Raw genomic sequence first — 19,522 nt, 5'->3', positions numbered from 1 at the left:
GTCGGCAGCGTGGGCGTGCGCTGCCGCACGCCCACGCTGCCGGCCGAAGTTACCGGCGTACCAGGGTGATCGTCGTCCACGCACCCACGTGGACCCGGTCGCCCTCCTTGAGGGGGACGGGTACGAAGGGCTGGATCGGCTCCTCGGCGCCGTTGATGGTGGTGCCGTTGGTCGAGTCCTGGTCGACGACGGACCAGCTGCCGTCCGGCTGCTGCACCAGCACTGCGTGCTGGTGCGAGACGCCCGGGTCCTCCGGGGGGCGGCCCAGGTCGATGTCCGGGGCCTCTCCCGTGGAGGCACGGCGGCGGCCGATGGTGATCTGCGGGCCCGTAAGGGGCAGCTGCTGCTCCGGCGAGTACGCGGGAAGGTTGAGCGCCGCCGCCTCGGGGCCGCTGCGCTGCATCATCGCGGCGAAGTACGCGCGGTCCGGCGCGATCATCGCCGTCCACGCCCCGCCGCCCTGCGGGGCACCCACGTCCTGCCGGCCGTAGTCCTGGCCGGGCGGCTGACCCTGCTGCGGGCCGTAATCCGGCTGACCGGGCTGCTGGCCATAGTCCTGACCGGGCTGCTGCTGGGCGTAGTCCTGACCGGGCTGCTGCTGGCCGTAGTCCTGACCGGGTTGCTGCTGGCCGTAGTCCTGACCGGGTTGCTGCTGGCCGTAGTCCGGCTGACCTGGCTGTTGCCGGCCGGGCTGCTGGCCGTAGTCCGGGCCCGGTTGCGGCTGACCGTAGTCGTGGCCTGGCTGCGGCTGGCCGTAATCCTGGCTTGGTTGCTGCTGACCGTAGTCCTGGCCCGGTTGCTGCTGGGCCGGGTCGCCGGGGCCGGGCTGGGCCGGTACGCCCGGTGCCGGGGGCCCGACCGTGGCGGGGGGCGGCGGCGGACCGGGAGGGCCGTCGGGCGTCTGCGGCGGCGCCGGGGGCGCACCCAGCTGCTGCTCGGCGGGGCCGGGCGGGGAGAGCTCCCAGTCACCGTTGGCGGGCTGCCCGGACCGGCCGCCGTACGGCTCGGCTCCAGGGCCGGAGGGGTAGGGCTGTCCCTGCCCGGGGAAGCCGCCAGGGGCGCCAGGGGCGCCAGGGGCGCCAGGGGCGCCAGGGGCGCCCGGGCCGTCGAACGGGCCGGGGCCCTGGCCGGGTACCCCCGGCGCACCGGGCTCACCCTGGTGCCCCGCACCAGGTCCCGGCGGGCCGGGCCAGCTGGGGCCGTTCGAGCCGGGGCCCTCCGGACCGGCCTGGCCGCCGGGCTCGCCCGGATGGCCAGGGCCTTGCGCGCCGGGACCTTGGGGGCCAGGACCTTGGGGGCCGGGGCCTTGCGGGCCGGGGCCGCCGAAGCTGGGGCCGCCCGGACCGGGCGGACCGCCCGGGCCGCCGGGCCCGGGAGCGCCCTGGCCGTGGGGCGGCGGGAAGCCGGGACCGCCGGGCTGGGGCTGCTGGCCCGGCGGGACGTACGTCGTCGGCGAGTGGGTCAGGAAGTTGTAGCGGCACTCCTCGCAGAAGGGCGCCATGGACTCCCTGGGGGTGCCGCACTGGGGGCACAGCTCGGGCGGGCCCGAGTCGGGTCCCGGATAGCCGTAGCCCTGTCCCGGCTGCTGGCCCTGGCCCTGGCCGGGTGGGGGCGGCGGACCGGGCGGGCCCGGGTAGCCGTAGCCGCCGGGTGCGGACGGCTGAGGGGGCGGCGGTACGGCACCAGCGGGCGACGCCGGTGCGCCGGTCATGCGGTGACCGCAGACCTCGCACCAGTCGTCGGCCGCAGACTGGTGGCCGTTCGGGCAAGTCGGCATGGTGAGTGCCTCCCCCTCCGTGCTCCTGCTCTTCGGTACCTGCTGGTACGGATCGTGCCGGTTGTACGGGCTGTGTGGGCTGTGAAGTTCGTTACGGACTGCCCGCCGCGGCCGGTGCGGCTAGCGCTTCACGCGGACCGTCTTGGTGGACCGCGTCTCCAGCGTCATCTCATCGGCCTCGGCGACCTTCGCCTTCAGTCGAACAGTACCCGTCGCGGCATCCACCACGTCGACCACCTTCGAAAGCAGTTTCGCAGTATCCGCGTTCCCCGACTCGTTCGCCAACTGTACGGCTCGTCCTAGTTTGGCCGTTGCGCCTGCTTCGTCCCCGGCCTTCCGGAGATCGAGGCCCGTCTGGATCGCCTGCGCCAGTTCGGCCTGCCCGGTGTAGTGCGCGACCTGCGGGTTGATGGAGGTGGTGGCCACCATGTCGTCCGTCCACACCGCGCGCACCAGCCCCTGGCCGAGCGTCTGCGGGGTGCCGCCGTCGGGCGCCGGCAGGACCAACGAGACCCGGGCGGCGAGCATCTCCTGACCGACCTCGGCCGCCGGCACCTCCACACAGACGTGGTAGTCGCGGGACTCGTCCCCCCATGACCCTGTCGGGTAGTCACCGGCGCGCGGTCCGGCCTCCGTACGGCGTTCGGTCAACTCCTCGACCGTGGGCGCCACCTGCTTGACGTAGGCGATCCGGGCGCCCTGCGGAGTCCACAGGCGCAGCGCCACATCGGCGACCTCCTTGCCCATGGCGCTCTCCATCATCTGTGTGAAGTCCGCCGCCAGTCCGTCCGGATCGGCCACGATGTCGGCGGTGCCGAGCAGCGCGGAGGCGATCCCGGTGACCTCCTTGACTTCCCAGTCGGTGCCCACTCCCCGCGCGTCACAGGTGAAGCGGCCCGCGCACGCCTCCAGCGCGTCCTGCAACTGCTTGGGCTCCTCGTGCTCGTTGCGCCCGTCGGTGAGCAGGATGCCGTGCCGGATGGTGACGTCCGCGGAGCTCAGCAGTTGGTCGGCCAGCCGTAGCCAGGTGCCGATGGCGGTGCCGCCGCCCGCCGACAGTCCGCGCAGTGCGTCCTTGGCCTGGGCGCGGGTGGTGGCGTCGGCGGTGGCGAGCGCCCCGCCGCCGGGGAACACTTCCTGGGCCTTGTGGGTACCGGCGACGACGGCGAAGGAGACGCCGTCCCTGAGGGTGTCGATGGCCGCCGCTGTGGCGTCGCGCGCGTTGCGCATCTTGGTGGGCGGGTAGTCCATCGAGCCCGAGCAGTCGACCATGATGACGACCGCGGCGTCCGCGCCCTGGTGCGCGGAGGTGCGGGCCGGATCGGTCACCGGCAGCGGAACGCCCCCCGTGGTACCGCCTCCCGTGGAGGTGACGGTGACGATGGCGTTGACCTCCCGGGCGCCTTCGGGCAGGTACTCGTTCTGGTAGACGTCCACCGAGAAACGCGGCGCGTTGGACTTGGAGAAGTTGGCCATCAGTTCCGCTCCTGTCTTGCTCTACAACGACAAGTAAAGGGGCGGGCGGAAGTGCGGTGATGCTCGCGGCCCTTCCCCCCGGACAGCGTCCTTGTCGTCCCCGGCACCGCTCCTGCAGTCCCCTGAGGCCCCCCGCAGCGTGCTCGACTCAGGCCGATCCTGCCCCTCCCGGGGGCGCGGGGAACGGCACCACTGCCACCGTTACGTTGTCGTGCCCACCGCCGTCCAGCGCGTAGCCGACCAAGTGCTGCGCGGACTGGAGCGGCCGGTTGAGGGCGTCCGACGGAACGGCGGCTGCCATCTCCTCGGCGGATTCGGCATAGTTCCACAGGCCGTCCGTGCACACCACTACGACGCCTGGCTGTTCGGGTTTGAACGAGGCCGTGTGCGGGTCGATTTCGTACGCGTCCGCGCCCAGCCAGCCGGTGATGGCGTGCGCACGGGGGTCGGCGTACGCCTCGGCCTCGTTCATCAGCCCGGCGGCGACCATCTGCGCGGCCCAGGAGTCGTCCTCGGTCAGCCGCGCGGGGGCCGCCGTACGGTCGTCGGGCACCCAGTAGGCGCGGCTGTCGCCGATCCAGCCGACGGTCAGGATGCCGTCGGCGCTCAGCGCGCCGACGACTGTGCAGGCGGGCGCATTCTTGGACGGTTCGACAGGTGCGTCGGCGGCCAGCGCGTTGACCGCCTCGGAGGCGGCGACCAGCGCGTCGTGCATCGCCTGCTGCGGGTGCCTGCCCAGCGGCAGCGCCTGGTACAGCGAGGCGCTGGCGGCCTCGGCCGCCGCAGCCGACGCCTCGTCGGGGCGGGTGGCCGAGGAGACGCCGTCACAGATGACGGCGAACGTCGCGGGCGTCCCCTGGGACGTTGTGGTCTCCGCGATGGCGAAGAAGTCCTCGTTGCGGTGGTGCCGCAGACCCCGGTCGCTGGCCGCTGCCACGGTGTCCAGCGCCGACTCCATGTGGTCGCGGTCCCGGGGCTGTTTGTGGCCGCAGTGCTCGCAGTAGCCGTCGCTGTCGATGGTGCCGGTCCCGCAGGCCACACAGGTGGGCCCCGACGGCTCCGGCCCGGCAGGGGCTCCTGTGCGGTCGGCGGCGCTCTGTGGCGCCCCGGGCTCGTCCAGCACACTCCGCGGGTCGGGCGCGGTGGGCGCGGGCGCGGGGGTGTCCGCGGGAGCGTGGGGTCCCGCCGGCTCCGCGGATGCCAGGGGTGCTGCTGCCGAGGCGTCCGGCAGCGTCGGTGTTCCGGGGCTCCCGAGGGCGGGCGGCAGTGCGAAGTCGGGCTCGGCCGATGCCGGTTCAGCGGCGGCGGCGGCCGGCGTGGAGGGCGTCGGCGGTGTGGTGGGCGGCGGGTTCTGCTCGGCCACACCGTCGACGGCCTCCCCCGGTGCTACGGGAAACGCCTGGCCGGGCCCGGCCGCCGCCCCTGCCTGCACCTGCGCGGGCGGGGCCGCAGCTCCTGGCGGAGCTGCGGGGGGCGGGGGCGGAGGAGGGGGGTAGCCGTAGCCGGCCGCGGGCGCCGCCGGGAGGCCGTCCGGAAGGGTGGGGGTGCGTGGTGCGGGGGGTGCGTCGCGGTGGGCTGCGAAGCCCTGCGCCGCGGCGGCTTCGAGGTCCGCGCCGCATGCGCCGCAGAAACGGTCACCCTCCTCGAGCGGTTCCGCACAGCTCGGGCAGGCGGAGAGTTGGTCCAGCTGAGGCATGGTCACACCCACGTCCGGGGGCGGAAACGGTTGGCCCGTTCCACCAGTTCGATCCTCTCGGTTCCGCTCTGCGCGAGCCGGGCGAGCAGCCGGTAGGAGCGCTCCAGGCCGAAGCGCAGCCCCTCCTCGGTGAGCGGACTGTCCAACAGCCGTACCCCGGCACCGGGTGGCGAGCCCGGCGCACCCGCAGGCGCGGACCCGGGGGCGGCCCCCCGGGCGGGAACAGCCTGGCACAGCAGCCAGTCGAGTGCGCAGCCGAGTACCTCGCAGGTCAGCTCGTGGCGGCGGACGGCATCCAGCCCGACCTGTTCCAGGTCCGCCACCTGCTGTGCCGCCGCCTGGAGGTCCTCCAGCAGCGGCTCGTGGGGCGAGCACTGCCGCAGCCGTGCGCGGACGGCCGCCACCCGTGCCGCAGTGAAGTGGATGGACGACTCCGGTACCGACTCCAGCACCTGTACGGCGCCTTCCCTGTCGCCGGTCGCCAGCCGCACCCGCGCCAGGCCGAACGCGGCGCTCACGTACGAGGGGTCGGTCGTCCACACCAGCCGGTAGTACTCCGCCGCGTTGTCCAACTGGCCGAGCACCTCCGCGCAGCCGCCCAGCGCGAGCTTGGGCGCCGGTTCACCGGGAAACGCGTCGTAGACCGCGTCGAAGGACAGCGCGGCGGTCTCCCGGTCACCCGTCACCAGGGACGCCAGGCCGCGGTACCAGACGACGCGCCAGTCGTCGGCGTGCCGGGCCTCCAGCGCGTCCAGGGCTTCCAGCGCCGGCTCGGCACCGTTTTGCCCCTGGTCCGTCTCCAGGAGCGCGCGCAGCTTGCGCAGCCGCAGCTCCAAGGAGTCGGTCGCCGCCCCCTCCAGTGCGGTGAGCAGGTCGGCGGGCGACGAGGCCATCAGCCCGGCGAGGAAGCCCGCGTTGGGATCGGAGGGGTCGACCCGCGGTACGGGCAGCGCCAGCGCTGTCTGCCGCGTCCGCAGCGGGGCCAGCGCGATGCCGGTGCCCGCGGCCCCCTCGGCACCGCCACCGGACGGTAGGGGGAACGAGGCCAGCGGCGCGGGTCGCGCGGTGCGGGCCGGTGCCACCGTCGCCACCCCGGAGGGGGCGGCCGTCGCTGTGGCGGTCCCGGCCGCCGGTGCCGGCAGTGCGGCGGTGGCGGGGCCTGCGGACGGCTGGGCCGGGAGCGCGGCCTGCGCCTTGCCGGTGCGGCGCTGCTTGCCCGCCGGGTCGCGCGCCCCCAGCAGCGAGGCGTCGCCGACCTGCGGGGCGAACAGTTCGGTGTCCACGACGCGCAGTTCGGGCCCGAACAGGCTGGACAGTGCGGGCCGCGGTTTTCCGGTCTGTATGGCCACGACCTCGCGCAGCACGCCCAGCAGTTGATCGGACATCTCCTGCGCGGAGGCGAACCTGCGCCGTGGGTCGGGGTCGGTCGCGCGCACCAGGAGCCGGTAGAACGACTCGTACCGCTGGAAGACCTCGATGTTCTCCGGGTTGGGCAGGCTGTCGACGTAGACGTTGGTGTAGCCCTGGAAGTCGAAGGTGAGGACGGCCAGGGTCCGCGCCACGGTGTACAGGTCGGAGGCGACCGAGGGGCCCTCCTCGGCGACCTCGGGGGCCTGGTAGCCGACGGTGCCGTAGATGGCACTGTCGTCGTCGTCCATACGGCGCACCGCGCCCATGTCGATCAGCTTGAGCTGGTCGTCCTGCTGTATCGCGTTGTCGACCTTGAAGTCGCAGTAGAGCAGATTGCGGCTGTGCAGATGCCCGAGAGCCTCCAGGGCCTCGATGCCGTAGGCGCACGCCTGCTCGACAGGGAGGGGGTCGCGCTTGCCATCGGGGGTGCGCCGGGCGTTGGCGATCTGTTTGAGCGAACTGCCGCCGACGTACTCCATCACGATGTAGCCGTCGAGGCTGCCGGTGCGCTGGTCGAGGTGTTCGACGAAGTTGTAGATCCGGACGATGTTGGAGTGCTCGATCTCCGCCAGGAAGCGCCGTTCGGCGATCGCGGCGGCCATCGCGTCCTGGTCGCCGGTGTCCAGCAGGCCCTTGAGGACGACCCAGCGGTCGGAGACGGCACGGTCGACGGCCAGATAGACCCAGCCGAGCCCGCCGTGCGCCAGGCATCCGGCGACCTCGTACTGGCCGTGCACGATGTCGCCGGGGCTCAGCTTGGGCACGAAGGAGTAGGGGTGCCCGCACTGGGTGCAGAAACCTTCCGTGCGGCCCGGGCTGTCACCGCGTGCACGTCCCACGGGTGCGCCGCAGTCGCTGGTGCTGCAGAAGCGCTTGCGCTCGGGTACTTCGGGGTTCTCCAGAACGACGCCTGCCGGGTCCGGCCTGGGCACCTCCGGGATCTGCACCAGCCCGGCGCCCAGCCTGCCCCGGCTGGAGCTCTTGGCGGAGGAGCGGGCGCTGCGCACGGACACCGAGCGCTCCGTGCTCCGTCCGGACAGCGAGCGGGAGAGCCGCCCGGAGACCGAACGGCGGGAGGACTGGGAGCGCCCTGTGGAGCGGGAGGAGGCCCGCGAGGAGGAACTGGAGCGCGCGGAGCCCGAGGAGCGGCTGTCGCGCCCCGGGCTGGTCATCCCGGTCGGCGCCGAGCCCAGCGCCCCGCCGGGTGCCACCACGGGGGCGAGCCCGCAGGTGTTGCAGTACAGCTCGCCCGCTCCCATGTCCTCGTATGTGCCCTCGCACTGGGGCCGTTGGCACGGCCGGTTCTGCACGCTGGATTGCTCGCTCACTCTGCCCCCATGTTCATTGCTCCGCCCGCGGCGTCCCGAGCGTCCTGCTGTCGCTGCTGGAGTGCCTCCTGCGCGGCCCACTGGTAGCGCAGTACGGCGTCCTCGGCGGCCCGCAGGTCGCAGGGAGCGCTCCACAGCATCCTGCGCGCCACGTCGTAGCGCTCGATCAGCAGGCGGTCCTCCGCCAGGCCGTTCTGTGCCACCTTCGCCTTGTACGCGTCCAGACGGCCGCGCAGTTCCGCGCGGACGGCCAGTGGCGCGGTGACGGCCGACAGCTGGGCGCGGGCGCGCTCCAGTTCCTCCTCGGCCCGCTCCTCCAGGCTCTCCAGCAGCGGGGAGAGCCGGTGCCACTGAGCGTGTCTGCGGTAGTCGGCGGCCGTGGCGAGCTGTTCCTGGAGCACCGTGGGTGGTCCGCTGACGGCGGGCACCTCCGAGGCGGCGATCTTCGCCAGCACCTCGCCACGCGCCGCACGGGCCTCGGCGAGGGTGCGGTCGGCGCGGGTGAGCAGGTCGCGCAGTTTCATCAGCCGCGCTTCCGCGTCCTGCCGTACGGCGAGCACGGCGTCGATCTCGCGCCGTACCTCCTCAAGGGCACGGGCCGCGCTGTCGTAGCGGGTGGTGTCGGGCCGGCCGCCGCCCGGTGCGCCACTGCCGCCGGTCGGCGTCCAGAAGGCGAGCGGATCCTGGACGACCTCCTCGCGCAGTGCCTTGAGTTCGGCCGTGGTGCGTTCCAGATCGTCGGCGGCCGGGTGTTCGCCGGGGCGCATGCCCACCGAGTGCGCCAGGGAGCGCACGCGGCCCAGTTCGGCGGCGAGCAGGTCGATCCGGGCAGGCAGCGCGGACCATACGGAGTCGGCCGCCGCGACCACGTCGAGGGCCTGCGCGTACCACTCGTTCATCCGCTCGACGAGCTGGGTGAGCGTCAACTCCTCGGCGAGTTTGGGTACCTCGGTGAGGCTGGCGCCCGGAGAGCCGGGCAGTGCCCCGCCGGGCACGGTGAGGGTGCCGCGCAGCAGGCGGGTCAGCTCGACCAGGTCGTCACGGCTGGGCCAGCGACGGCGGGCCCGCAGTTCGCGGGCCTGGTGCAGGGTGCGTGAGTAGACCTCGAACCCGTTCCACAGCGCGGTGATGGCCGCCTCGGCACGTGTCCAGCGGTGCGCGGTCGTCCCGGCGAGCTGTGCGCCCTCCAGGAGCCTGCGCCCGGCGTGGTCCTGGAGCGCCAGCAGGGAGGACTCGACCGCTTCGTGCTCGGCGTCCAGCCGTTCCAGCACACGGTCGGCCTCCTCCCGGCTCATCACCTCTCCGGCGGCACCCGCGGGCCCCATCGATCACCTCGCTGTTCGACTCGTACTCACGGACCGGCACATCGGCAACGCGACCATGGCAACCGGTTCTGTCACCGCGGCAACTGGTTCAGTCACGGTAGAGCGGCTTCGGCGGTGCGGGTTTCTCCCCTTCCGTACCCATCATGTCCTCGGCCAGCCAGCGGTCGTAGGAAGACTTCCACTTGTCCTTGCGGTAGTCCTCCAGAACCTTGTTGACCCTGCGGACGAGATCCTTGTCCTCGAGGTTCATCGCGACACCGTACGGCTCCACCGTCTCCGGCTCACCGATGAGTTCGACAGAGGGGTCCTGTGCGGCCTGGCCGGCGCCCAGGGCGCTGTCGGTGACCGTGGCGTCGGCCTCACCCAACTGGAGGCGCACCAGGCAGTCGAGCTGGTTGGGCACGACCACGGGCTTGGCGCCCAGGGCCGCGTAGTTGGGGTTCTTCATCATCTTCTCCGCCGTGGAACCGGAGGCGTAGCACACGCGTTTGCCGCGCATGCTGCTGTCGAAGCCCTTGACGCGTGCGCGTTTCTTCGGCACGAGCAGCTGCTGGCCCGCCTCGAAGTAGGCGGTGGAGAAGGCGACCTGATCGATACGTTCGCAGTTGATCGTCATGGTTCGTACGATCATGTCGACATCGCCGTTCTCGATGGCGGGGATGCGCTGGTCGGTGGGGATGGTCCGGTAGGTGATCTTGTCCGGCCCGTCACCGCCCAGCAGATCGCGGGCGATGGCCTTCACCAGGTCGATATCGAAGCCCTCGATCTTGCCGGTGGCCGGGTCGCGGTAGCCCCACAGATAGCTGTTCTGATCGACGCCGACGACCAGCTTGCCCTTCTTCTTGATCCGCTTGACCGCGTCACCCGAGGCGCCGGAGGGCTTGACGCTCTCGGCGGGGTTGTGGCCGTCCTCGCACTTCTCCGGCTTGGGCTCGGCACCGGGCTCGGAAGCGGACGCGGGGCGGCCGGTGGTGATACCCGGGCCGCGCTCCGCGTCACCGGGCCCGGTGACTCCCGTGGCCCCGGAGGGTCCCGTCAGCCCGGTGGACAGCACCGTGGAAACCAGGACCGCCGCCGTGACCGCCAGACCACCCGCGGCGACGGCCCACGGCTTGCCGCGCCTCAGGTGCCGCCGCTCGCGTTCGTTACGGCGATCGTTACGGCGCTCATCCCCGCGTGCGTTCCGGTGCTCATTCCGGCGTTCGTTACGGCGATCGTTTCCGCGCTCCGACATGGTGTCCCCCTCCTCACCTGTACTCCGCGAGCCTGCGCCCGATGCCCAGTACGGCAGCCGCGGCGCCGAGCACGGCCAGCACCAGGGCGCCGACCACCAGCCCGGCGAACCAGTCACGCCCCTCGTCGGCGGCCTTCTCGAACTGCCGCTGCTCGTGCGCACCGGCGCGGCTGAGGCTCTCGTCCACCTCGTCGAAGCTCTCCCGCGTACTGTCCTTGGCGCCGATCACCTGCGCGACAGCGTCCTCGTAGTTGCCTCCGTCGTCCTCGGCGCGTGCCTTCTTGTGCCGCTGCTGCCACGTACGGACGGCCTCCTGGGCCTCCTCCACCGCGCTGCTGCCCGCACGGTCGTCCGCCACGTCGCGAGCGTCCTCCAGCAGCCCGCTGCCGGCCCGGCCGCGTTCGCCGTTGCCCGCGACCTTGACCATCTGCTTCTTGTAGCTCTCCTCGTACACCGCGCCGCCGCCGCGGGCCACCAGCGTCATGTTCTCGTCGCCGCGCGCCTGGAGGGTGCCTATCCGCGCCTCGTTGAGGGCGTGCAGCGAGCGGGCGCCCTTGGTGTCCGACTCGTTCAGTCCGGAGCGCGCCATCGCGTGCCCTGCGGTGAGCCACACCAGCAGGGCGAGCGAGAGGGCGGTCCCGCCGAGCAGTCCGCGGTTGAAGACACGGTTGGTACGGCGGTAGTTGCGGCGCTGCGCCCAGCCGAGCGCGGCCAGCGCCACGATTCCGGTGCCGACGGCGAGCAGCGGCCAGCTCTTGGCGTCGTCGTAGTCGCCGCCCAGCTGCTTGGTCTCGGCCGTGTACAGCTTGCGTGCCGCGGGCAGCAGTTCGCCGCGCATCTTCTCGTTGGCGTAACGCAGATAGGCGCCGCCCAGCGGGAGACCCTGCCGGTTGTCGGCGCGTGCGGACTCCACCAGTCCCGTGTAGACGGGCAGCCCGCGGTTGAGAACGGCGATCTGGCGCTGTGCGGTGCGGGAACCCCCGGAGTTGGCCGCCGCACTGGCGAGCAGTTCGGACGCCTCGCGGATGTCCTTCTCGTAGCGCCGCCGCTCCGAACGCGGCTCGTCACCGCCCGCCAGGAAGCCGCTGGAGGCCGAGGTGTCGGCGTCGGCCAGCGAGCGGTAGATGTGTGCTGCGTCGGCACTCAGCGGCTGACTGTGGTCGACCACGGCGTCGGCCGCGGCCACCCGGTCGGAGATCTGCCAGGCCGTCACGCCCCCGAACAGCACGACCAGAGCGGCGAGTACAGCGCCGATCGCGCGCAGCCGCCCGGGCTCGGTGGTCGCGGCCGTACGCAGCCGCCGTACGCCCTCGGACCACGCCGTGCGGCGCGGGGCACCCGAGGAGCCCGAAGGCGCCGCACCGGGCCGGGAGGCGGCGCTCCCGCCCGGGGCCTGGGCTACGCCCGTGCCGGGTCCCTCGGGGGGCACCGCGGGCACGGGCGGTGGGGTCGGTGGCGCGGTCGGCGGCTGTGTCACGGCTGGAGCCCTCCCCCTTGGTCGCTGGCAGACACCCTGCCGGTGCGTTCCGCTGCTCCCTTCCGTACAGTCCCTCGGCTCCCCTGCCCGGGTCTGCGGGCGGCAGGACGCCCGGCGGCGGTGCCCAGCCAGCAGTATGGCCGCATCAGCTGGTGCCTACAGCGGCTTGGCCGGGATCTTGTTCGGATCGCGACCAAACCCCCGGCCCGCGGCCCGCCCTACGGCGCACCCGGCAACCGCTGCGCACTGCTGCCCTTCCGACGCACTCTTGTGCCCTTCCGACACGCTCTTGTCCTCCCTCACGCACCCGAGGTGCCGGTGGTTCCCCGGCCGGGGCGGTGCGCCGCGGAGGTCACTGTTCGTCCGGTTCGCCCAGTGGCCAGGTATGCGGCCCCTCCGGGTCGTCCAGCCAGACCCACTGACGGCCCTCCTGGACGGTGACGCCGTACCGCTCCCGCTCCGGGTGTCCTGTACGGCCCCACAGTGCGTACGCCTCTGCTGGGTCCAGATGACCGTCGGTGAGGGCCAGCAGGAAGCGGAACCGGTCGTCGTTCAGTGCGTGCGGGGGCACACCACTGGGGAGGCCCTCCCCGCCGCTGTCGGACGGTACGGCTGCTCCGCCGCGCAGCGGTACGAAATAGGCGGGCGTGCTGTGGAAGGTTCCCGCAGCACTGCCGTCAGCCGCCACCCGCAGCCCGAGCAGCCCTGTCGCCAGCGGAGTGAGGATCAGCCCGCCGGTTGTGCACTGGGCCGGCCAGGCGTCGGGAATCCGGGCCACCGTGCAGGTGGCGATGATCCGGTCGTAGGGCGCGTGCGCCCGGCAGCCCTGCGCGCCGTCGCCGGTGACCACCCGGGGCCGGTATCCGGCGTCGGCGAGGTGCCCGCGGGCCGCGTCGGTGATGTCCGGGTCGAGATCGACGGTGGTCACCTTCCGGTCGCCGAGCCGGTGGCTGAGCAGCGCCGCGTTGTAGCCGGGCCCGGTGCCGATCTCCAGCACGTTCATACCGTCGGTGACCTGGAGGTGCTCCAGCATCGTCGCCATCAGGGAGGGCTGGCTGCTGGAGGAGAGCAGCCGGCCGTCGCGGATACGGGTGGCCAGCGGCTGATCGCTGTAGACGCCCTCCCGCCAGCGGGCCCTGCGGCCCGGGTCGGGGTCGTCGCGCCAGAGCCGGTCCATTCGGCCGCCCGGGGCCGGTACGTAGAAGAACGGCACGAACAGCTCGCGGGGCACCTGGGAGAAGGCCGCACGCCAATCCGGGTCACGCAGCCTGCCCTGGGCCACGATCTCCCGCACGAGGTCCGCGGGGCCAGCCGATGCCATGTTTCCACTGTGCGATGAGTCCGATGTTCCCGCGAGACCGGAATACAGCATTCAGCCGCTAGCCTCCGCGCATGTCCGACAACGCGATCAAAGCCGACGGGCTGCGCAAACGGTACGGGGAGACGCAGGCCGTCGACGATGTCTCCCTCCAGGTGAAGCGCGGCGAGTTCTACGGCATCCTCGGGCCGAACGGAGCCGGCAAGACCACCACCATGGAGATCCTGGAGGGACTGCGCGAACCGGACGAGGGAACGGCGCACCTGCTGGGACACCCGTCATGGCCGCGCGACCCCGCCCTGCTGCACCGCATAGGCGTGCAGCTCCAGGCATCCGCGTTCTTCGAGCGGCTGACGGCACGTGAGCAGATACGTACCTTCGCCGCGCTCTACGGAGTCGACGAGTCCCGCGCCGACGAGATGCTGGAGACCGTCGGACTGACGGAGAAGGCCCGCACCCGGGAGGACAAGCTCTCGGGCGGACAGGCCCAGCGACTGTCCATCGCCTGCGCCCTGGTGCACGACCCGGAGCTGGTCTTCCTGGACGAGCCGACCACCGGCCTGGACCCGCAGGCCCGGCGCAACCTGTGGGACCTGCTGCGCCGCATCAACTCCACCGGCCGCACGGTGGTACTCACCACGCACTACATGGACGAGGCCGAGACCCTGTGCGACCGGGTGGCCGTCATGGACCACGGGCGGGTGCTGCGGGTTGGACCGCCGAGCGCGCTCGTGCAGGAGCTGGGAGTCGACACCCTGGAGGACGTCTTCCTCCAGCTGACGGGGCGGGAGTACCGGGAGTGAAAGCCTTTCTCAGTCTGTCGCTGGCGATGGCGCGCGGGCTGGCCCGCGACCGCGCGGCAGTGTTCTTCACGTTGGTCTTCCCGCTGATGTTCCTGATGCTCTTCGGCGCCCTCTTCAAGGACCAGGGGGTCGACCGGTCCGAGATCGTGCAGGTCGGCGCGGTCAAGGTGCTCGACGGTATGCCGGACGAACAGCGTGCTTCCCTGCGCGACGTCTTGAAGATCGAGAAGACGGACGGCTCGGCGGCGGCCCACAATCAGGCGCTGGAAAAGGTCCGCAAGGGCGACGCCGACGCGGCCGTCTTCCAGCGCGACGGCAGGGTCGAACTGCGCTACTCCGCCGCCGACCAGGTGCGCTCGGGCACCGTACGGGGAGTGCTCGACAGCATCGTCCAGCAGGCCAACCAGCGTGCCACCGGACAGCCGCCTGCCTTCGCCCTGCGCACCGGCACCGTGGAGGACGAGGCCACCAAGCCGATCCAGTTCCTCACTCCCGGACTGCTGGGCTGGGCGGTGGCCATGGGCGGCGTCTTCGGCTCCGCCTTCAACCTCGTCAGCTGGCGCAGAAAACGCATCCTGCGCCGCCTGTGGCTCGCTCCGATCAATGCGAGAACGGTGGTGGGCGCCCGGATCGGCGTCAACCTGATGACCGCTTTCGCGCAGACGGCCATCTTCCTGGCTGTCGCCTCGCTCCCCTACTACGGGCTGAAACTGACCGGACACTGGTGGCTGTGCCTGCCGCTGGTCGTGTGCGGCACGCTGGCGTTCATGTCCATCGGACTGCTGGTCGGCTCGTTCGCGAAGACCGAGGAGGCGGCCAACGGGCTGGCGCAGCTGATCATTCTGCCCATGGCGTTCCTGTCCGGGGCGTTCTTCCCGCTGGACAACGCACCGGGGTGGGTGCGCACAGTCAGCGACTTCCTGCCGCTGAAGCACCTCTCCCAGGCCATGCAGGACGTCCTCAGCCGCGGTGAGAGCTGGGGCGCCGCACTGCCCGTGATGGGCGGACTGCTGCTGTTCGCCGCGGTGCTGACGCTGATCGCTGCGCGGCTGTTCCGCTGGGATTCGGCGTAGCCGGTCGGGGTGGCGGTGGTGGCAGGGCCCGGTCAGGAGGTGGTCCTAGGACGAGAGACCTCCTCCGGGTCGTCTGCGACCATGGACGGGTGATGGAGATTCCGCGCGGCAGTCTGGAGACGCAGACCTTCTACGAGCAGGTCGGCGGTGAGGAGACCTTTCGACGGCTGGTGCACCGCTTCTACCAGGGAGTCGCCGAGGACCCGCTGCTGCGGCCCATGTACCCCGAGGAAGACCTGGGCCCAGCAGAAGAGCGGCTGACGCTCTTCCTGATGCAGTACTGGGGCGGCCCCCGCACCTACAGCGACGCGCGGGGCCACCCCCGGCTGCGGATGCGGCACGCGCCGTTCAAGGTGAACCAGGCGGCGCACGACGCCTGGCTGCGGCACATGCGCGACGCGGTCGACAGCCTGGAGCTGCCCGAGCATCTGGAGGCCCAGCTGTGGAAATACCTCGTCTACGCCGCGGGGTCGCTGATCAACTCGGCGGACTGAACGGGCCGGGCGCCCCGGAGGACGCCCTCACACCGGGGTGACGCTCAGCCCTCCGCCTGCCGCACCGGGGCGCTCCCGGCGCCGCACGACCACCGACCCGTAGGCCGTCCGCAGCCGCAGCCAGGCGCCGGACTCCAGCAGGACCGCCGGGTCCTTGCCGCGCAGGAACCCGAGCGCGTGCGCCGCGTGCGCGGCACGCAGCGGCAGCCCGGTCCGCCCCAGCGGCCGGGACCAGATCTCCTCCGCGAGGGCGTCCAGCGTCTGCCTGCCCCGCTGCTCGGGCGGCAGCTTCTCGGCCCGCTCGCGGAACTCGCCCACGGCGGCGGCTGCCACCGAACCCACCGCGTCCACCGGCACCTTGGCGAACTCCTGCCAGCCGCCGCGCGGCGGCAGCACGCCTGCCCAGGACGGCCCGGTGACGGCCTTGGGGACACCGACGGCCTCCCGCTCCTCCTCGACCAGTTCCAGCAGTTCACCGGCGGCCACGGTCACATCCAGTTCGACCGGCTCCAGCAGCCTGCCCGTACGCACGGCAAGCACGTCGAAGCGGGCCGGTTTGGCGAACACCGCGGCCACGCCGCCGCCCGCCTGGATGCGCACGGCGGCGTTCTTCTCCCAGCGCACCAGCCGCTCCAGGAAGGCGGCGAGACCCGCCGCCTCCCCGGGGTCGGCGAAGACCAGCCGGTCAGCCACTGTGGCTGTCATCGAAGTAACCCTCCAGGAAGGAGCGCTCGGCGGCCGACAGCCGCCGGGGATAGCCCTCCTTCACGTTGTACGGGACCACGACCGTGCGCGCCCGTACGAACGGACCCTCCGCGGACGTCGGGTCCTTGATCTCATAGCCGAACGTGACCGAGGCGGCGGCCAGCTTCTCCACCCACAGCTCCACCGTCACCGGATCGGCCTGATGCACCAACTGCCGCAGATAGTCGATCTCGTGCCGCGCCACCACCGTGTCGCCTGCGAACGCCCCCGGAGCCGCCCCCCGCGCCGTCCGGGTCAGGAAGTCGATCCGCGCCTCTTCCAGATAGCGGAAGTAGACCGCGTTGTTGACGTGCCCGAGGGCGTCCATGTCCGACCAGCGCAGGGGGCACCGGTAGCTGTGCCGCACCCGGTCAGCTCCGGGTGAGCTTCTTGTACGTCGCCCGGTGCGGGCGCGCCGCGTCCGGACCCAGCCGCTCAATCTTGTTCTTCTCGTACGACTCGAAGTTGCCCTCGAACCAGAACCACTTGCTCTCGCCCTCGTAGGCGAGGATGTGCGTGGCCACCCGGTCCAGGAACCAGCGGTCGTGGGAGACGACCACCGCGCAGCCCGGGAAGTCGAGCAGCGCGTTCTCCAGCGAGGAGAGCGTCTCCACGTCCAGGTCGTTGGTCGGCTCGTCCAGCAGCAGCAGGTTGCCGCCCTGCTTGAGGGTGAGCGCCAGGTTGAGACGGTTGCGCTCACCGCCGGAGAGCACGCCCGCGGGCTTCTGCTGGTCCGGGCCCTTGAACCCGAACGCGCTCACGTAGGCGCGCGAAGGCATCTCGACCTGGCCGACGTTGATGTAGTCCAGCTCGTCCGAGACGACCGCCCACAGCGTCTTCTTCGCGTCGATGTTGGCGCGGCTCTGGTCCACGTAGGAGATTTTGACCGTGTCGCCCACCTTGATGGTGCCCGAGTCGGCCTCCTCCAGCCCCTGGATCATCTTGAACAGGGTGGTCTTGCCTGCACCGTTCGGACCGATCACGCCGACGATGCCGTTGCGCGGCAGCGAGAAGGACAGGTCGTCGATGAGCACCTTCTCACCGAACGCCTTGTGCAGGTTCTCGACCTCCACCACGACGTTGCCCAGCCGCGGCCCCGGCGGGATCTGGATCTCCTCGAAGTCCAGCTTCCGGGTCTTCTCCGCCTCGGCTGCCATCTCCTCGTAACGCGTCAGACGGGCACGGGACTTGGCCTGCCGCCCCTTGGCGTTGGAGCGGACCCACTCCAGCTCCTCCTTGAGGCGCTTGGCCCGCTTGGCGTCCTTCTGCCCCTCGACCTTGAGGCGGGACTGCTTCTTCTCCAGGTACGTGGAGTAGTTGCCCTCGTAGCCGATGGCCCGGCCACGGTCCAGCTCCATGATCCATCCGGCCACGTTGTCCAGGAAGTACCGGTCGTGGGTGATGGCCACCACGGTGCCCGGGTACTTCGCCAGGTGCTGCTCCAGCCACTGCACCGACTCGGCGTCCAGGTGGTTGGTCGGCTCGTCCAGCAGCAGCAGGTCGGGCTGCTCCAGCAGCAGCTTGCACAGCGCGACGCGGCGCTTCTCACCGCCGGACAGGTTGGTGACCTGCCAGTCGCCGGGCGGGCAGCCCAGCGCGTCCATGGCCTGCTCCAGCTGCGCGTCCAGGTCCCAGGCGCCTGAGTGGTCGAGCTTCTCCTGGAGCTTGCCCATCTCCTCCATCAGCTCGTCGGTGTACTCGGTCGCCATCTGCTCGGCGATCTCGTTGAACCGGTCGAGCTGCTGCTTCGTCTCCGCGACACCGTCCTGGACGTTCTCCAGCACCGTCTTGGACTCGTCCAGCGGCGGCTCCTGGAGCAGGATGCCCACGCTGTAGCCGGGCGAGAGCATGGCGTCACCGTTGGAGGGCTGCTCCAGACCCGCCATGATCTTGAGCACGGTGGACTTGCCCGCACCGTTGGGGCCCACGACACCGATCTTCGCGCCGGGCAGGAAGCTCAAGGTGACGTCGTCGAGGATCACCTTGTCGCCGTGCGCCTTGCGCGCCTTGCGCATGGTGTAGATGTACTCAGCCAAGAGGAACCGTCCGGCAATCTGTAGTCAGTCGTACGCGGTCAGGCCGCGCGGGTCGTCATGCGGCAGCGCGCCGCGGGTTGATGTGCGGCCGCACCACGTAAGGCATACGCACCCCATCTTGCCGCACCCGGGCCCCACCCCGGAAACGGGTTCTTCAGCAGCAGCCCGTCACCGTCCCGTCACACCGGAACCGGGCACCCCCACATCGGGGCCGAGGCCCCGGTCGGCCGCCGACTGGGAGGGGGTAACGGTCGCACTGGCGCCGCTCCGGTACGGGCGCCGCTCCGGTTCGGGCGCCCCTCCGCACGGGTGCGTGCGGCCGTCCCGGCGCGGCAGCCGTGGGAGCCGTACGACGCTCCCGGCGCCGCAGTCGTGCAGGGCCACGGCCGTCCCGGCGTCAGCTGCGGCGGCGCAGGATGCGGAGGGTGGTCACGCCCACGGCGAGCAGGCCGATGGCCAGGGCCGCGAACAGCCGGGTGCCGCCGCTGCCCGTATCGGCCAGGTCCCCGTCCGCCGTCACGGCGCTGCCACCGCCGACGGTGGCGGGGCGCTCGACCGTCTCGGGGGCGCTCTGCTGGGTGATCCCGCGGGCGGCGGCCGAGGTCGTGCAGTCGAGAACGCCGCTGAACGTCTTCTCGTACCCGTGCGGCCCGCGCACCGGAATCCGGTACGGCTGGTCCTCCGCGACCGGCACCGTCACCGTCCCGTGCTCGCCCTCCGCGATCTCCTCGCGCTGCTTGCCGACCCGCAACGGGAACGCGGTGTCGCCGCTGTTGGCGACGGTGATGTCCACACCGGAGGCGGCGCAGTTCTCCGTTGCGGTGGTGGCGGGCACCGGCCCGCGCTCGGCCCAGTTGACGGCGGCGGTGGCCGAGACGGTGGACTGGCTCGACCCGGCCAGGATCTGGGCCTGCCCCCGGCCGCGCTCCCCCGCGCCGGTGAGGACCCGCCCCACGGGCACCTTGGTGGCCGCTTGCGCGGTCAGCGAGGCGTTGCCGGGCTCGGCGCCCTTGGGCAGCTCGAAATAGAGCCGCGTCCCGTTGCGTGCGGCACGGACCCGCCTGCCGTCGCGGTCGACGATCCGCACCCCCTGGGAGGCGGCGTGCGGCTCCGGCGCCACGCTCACGGTGGCGGCGTTCGTCCGCACGGTGACCGGGCCGGGACGCTCGCCGTTCCTGCCCGGGATCTCGGCCTTGTCGAAGGTGAGCGACGGACCCGGCTCGGTCATCGAGCGCGCCTTCTTCACCAGGTAGGCGGCGAGCTTCTGGGCGGAGGGGTCGGTGGCGGTGATGACGGGGCGCTCCTGGGGGGCCTCCCCCCTCCCCCCACCC

Annotated in this window: 15 protein-coding genes; 3 read left to right on the top strand and 12 right to left on the bottom strand. The window is 71.9% G+C overall.

Annotated elements, in window-relative coordinates:
* Window positions 1-49: 49 nt before the first annotated feature.
* The 8 genes from ACTWP9_RS30810 to ACTWP9_RS30775 all read right to left on the bottom strand — a co-directional run bounded on the left by ACTWP9_RS30810 (window position 50) and on the right by ACTWP9_RS30775 (window position 13,044).
* On the bottom strand, window positions 50-1,777 hold the full coding sequence (locus tag ACTWP9_RS30810; RefSeq protein ID WP_443249610.1) for an FHA domain-containing protein: 1,728 nt from the start codon (window positions 1,775-1,777) through the stop codon (window positions 50-52).
* 120 nt (window positions 1,778-1,897) lie between these two features.
* Window positions 1,898-3,253 (bottom strand): vWA domain-containing protein, encoded by a 1,356-nt coding sequence (locus tag ACTWP9_RS30805; protein WP_443249609.1) that lies wholly within the window; start codon window positions 3,251-3,253, stop codon window positions 1,898-1,900.
* A gap of 148 nt (window positions 3,254-3,401) precedes the next feature.
* A complete protein-coding gene (locus tag ACTWP9_RS30800; protein WP_443249608.1) occupies window positions 3,402-4,949 on the bottom strand; it encodes a PP2C family serine/threonine-protein phosphatase in 1,548 nt (515 codons plus the stop codon).
* Window positions 4,950-4,951: 2 nt separating this feature from the next.
* The gene (locus tag ACTWP9_RS30795; protein WP_443249607.1) at window positions 4,952-7,687 is read right to left on the bottom strand and encodes a tetratricopeptide repeat protein; all 2,736 of its coding nucleotides are present in this window, start codon (window positions 7,685-7,687) and stop codon (window positions 4,952-4,954) included.
* Window positions 7,684-9,012 (bottom strand): hypothetical protein, encoded by a 1,329-nt coding sequence (locus tag ACTWP9_RS30790; RefSeq protein WP_443249606.1) that lies wholly within the window; start codon window positions 9,010-9,012, stop codon window positions 7,684-7,686. The genes ACTWP9_RS30795 and ACTWP9_RS30790 overlap by 4 nt, the downstream gene beginning before the upstream one ends.
* An 88-nt stretch (window positions 9,013-9,100) precedes the next feature.
* Window positions 9,101-10,246: a glutamate ABC transporter substrate-binding protein gene (locus tag ACTWP9_RS30785; RefSeq protein WP_443249605.1), complete on the bottom strand. Its 1,146-nt coding sequence runs from the start codon at window positions 10,244-10,246 to the stop codon at window positions 9,101-9,103.
* A 13-nt stretch (window positions 10,247-10,259) separates the two neighbouring features.
* A complete protein-coding gene (locus ACTWP9_RS30780; protein WP_443249604.1) occupies window positions 10,260-11,723 on the bottom strand; it encodes a hypothetical protein in 1,464 nt (487 codons plus the stop codon).
* A gap of 352 nt (window positions 11,724-12,075) precedes the next feature.
* Window positions 12,076-13,044, bottom strand: coding sequence for a methyltransferase domain-containing protein (locus ACTWP9_RS30775; RefSeq protein WP_443249603.1), 969 nt, complete (start codon window positions 13,042-13,044; stop codon window positions 12,076-12,078).
* A 71-nt stretch (window positions 13,045-13,115) separates the two neighbouring features.
* On the opposite strand from ACTWP9_RS30775, the gene ACTWP9_RS30770 reads away from it, so the two are divergent.
* From ACTWP9_RS30770 to ACTWP9_RS30760, 3 genes are all read left to right on the top strand, one after another.
* Window positions 13,116-13,844 (top strand): ABC transporter ATP-binding protein, encoded by a 729-nt coding sequence (locus tag ACTWP9_RS30770; RefSeq protein WP_443249602.1) that lies wholly within the window; start codon window positions 13,116-13,118, stop codon window positions 13,842-13,844.
* Window positions 13,841-14,917 carry an ABC transporter permease gene (locus ACTWP9_RS30765; RefSeq protein ID WP_443249601.1) on the top strand — a complete coding sequence of 359 codons (1,077 nt, stop codon included), beginning with the start codon at window positions 13,841-13,843 and terminating at the stop codon, window positions 14,915-14,917. The genes ACTWP9_RS30770 and ACTWP9_RS30765 overlap by 4 nt, the downstream gene beginning before the upstream one ends.
* 92 nt (window positions 14,918-15,009) lie before the next feature.
* Window positions 15,010-15,411, top strand: coding sequence for a globin (locus tag ACTWP9_RS30760; protein ID WP_443249669.1), 402 nt, complete (start codon window positions 15,010-15,012; stop codon window positions 15,409-15,411).
* 27 nt (window positions 15,412-15,438) lie between these two features.
* Here the strand turns inward: ACTWP9_RS30760 and ACTWP9_RS30755 are convergent, their stop codons facing one another.
* The 4 genes from ACTWP9_RS30755 to ACTWP9_RS30740 all read right to left on the bottom strand — a co-directional run.
* Window positions 15,439-16,116 (bottom strand): hypothetical protein, encoded by a 678-nt coding sequence (locus ACTWP9_RS30755; RefSeq protein WP_443249600.1) that lies wholly within the window; start codon window positions 16,114-16,116, stop codon window positions 15,439-15,441.
* Window positions 16,097-16,522 (bottom strand): acyl-CoA thioesterase, encoded by a 426-nt coding sequence (locus tag ACTWP9_RS30750; protein ID WP_443249599.1) that lies wholly within the window; start codon window positions 16,520-16,522, stop codon window positions 16,097-16,099. Before ACTWP9_RS30750 ends, ACTWP9_RS30755 begins: the two co-directional genes overlap by 20 nt.
* Window positions 16,523-16,526: 4 nt before the next feature.
* Window positions 16,527-18,191 (bottom strand): energy-dependent translational throttle protein EttA, encoded by a 1,665-nt coding sequence (gene ettA / locus ACTWP9_RS30745; protein ID WP_443249598.1) that lies wholly within the window; start codon window positions 18,189-18,191, stop codon window positions 16,527-16,529.
* Window positions 18,192-18,588: 397 nt separating this feature from the next.
* Window positions 18,589-19,522 (bottom strand): peptidase (locus ACTWP9_RS30740; RefSeq protein WP_443249597.1); only part of this gene is annotated, 934 nt, incomplete at its 5' end.

Source organism: Streptomyces sp. 3N207 (genome assembly GCF_052246355.1).
Taxonomy (GTDB): domain Bacteria; phylum Actinomycetota; class Actinomycetes; order Streptomycetales; family Streptomycetaceae; genus Streptomyces.
Note: the sequence above shows the minus strand (reverse complement) of the source record. Positions and strands in the feature narration are given on the sequence as shown.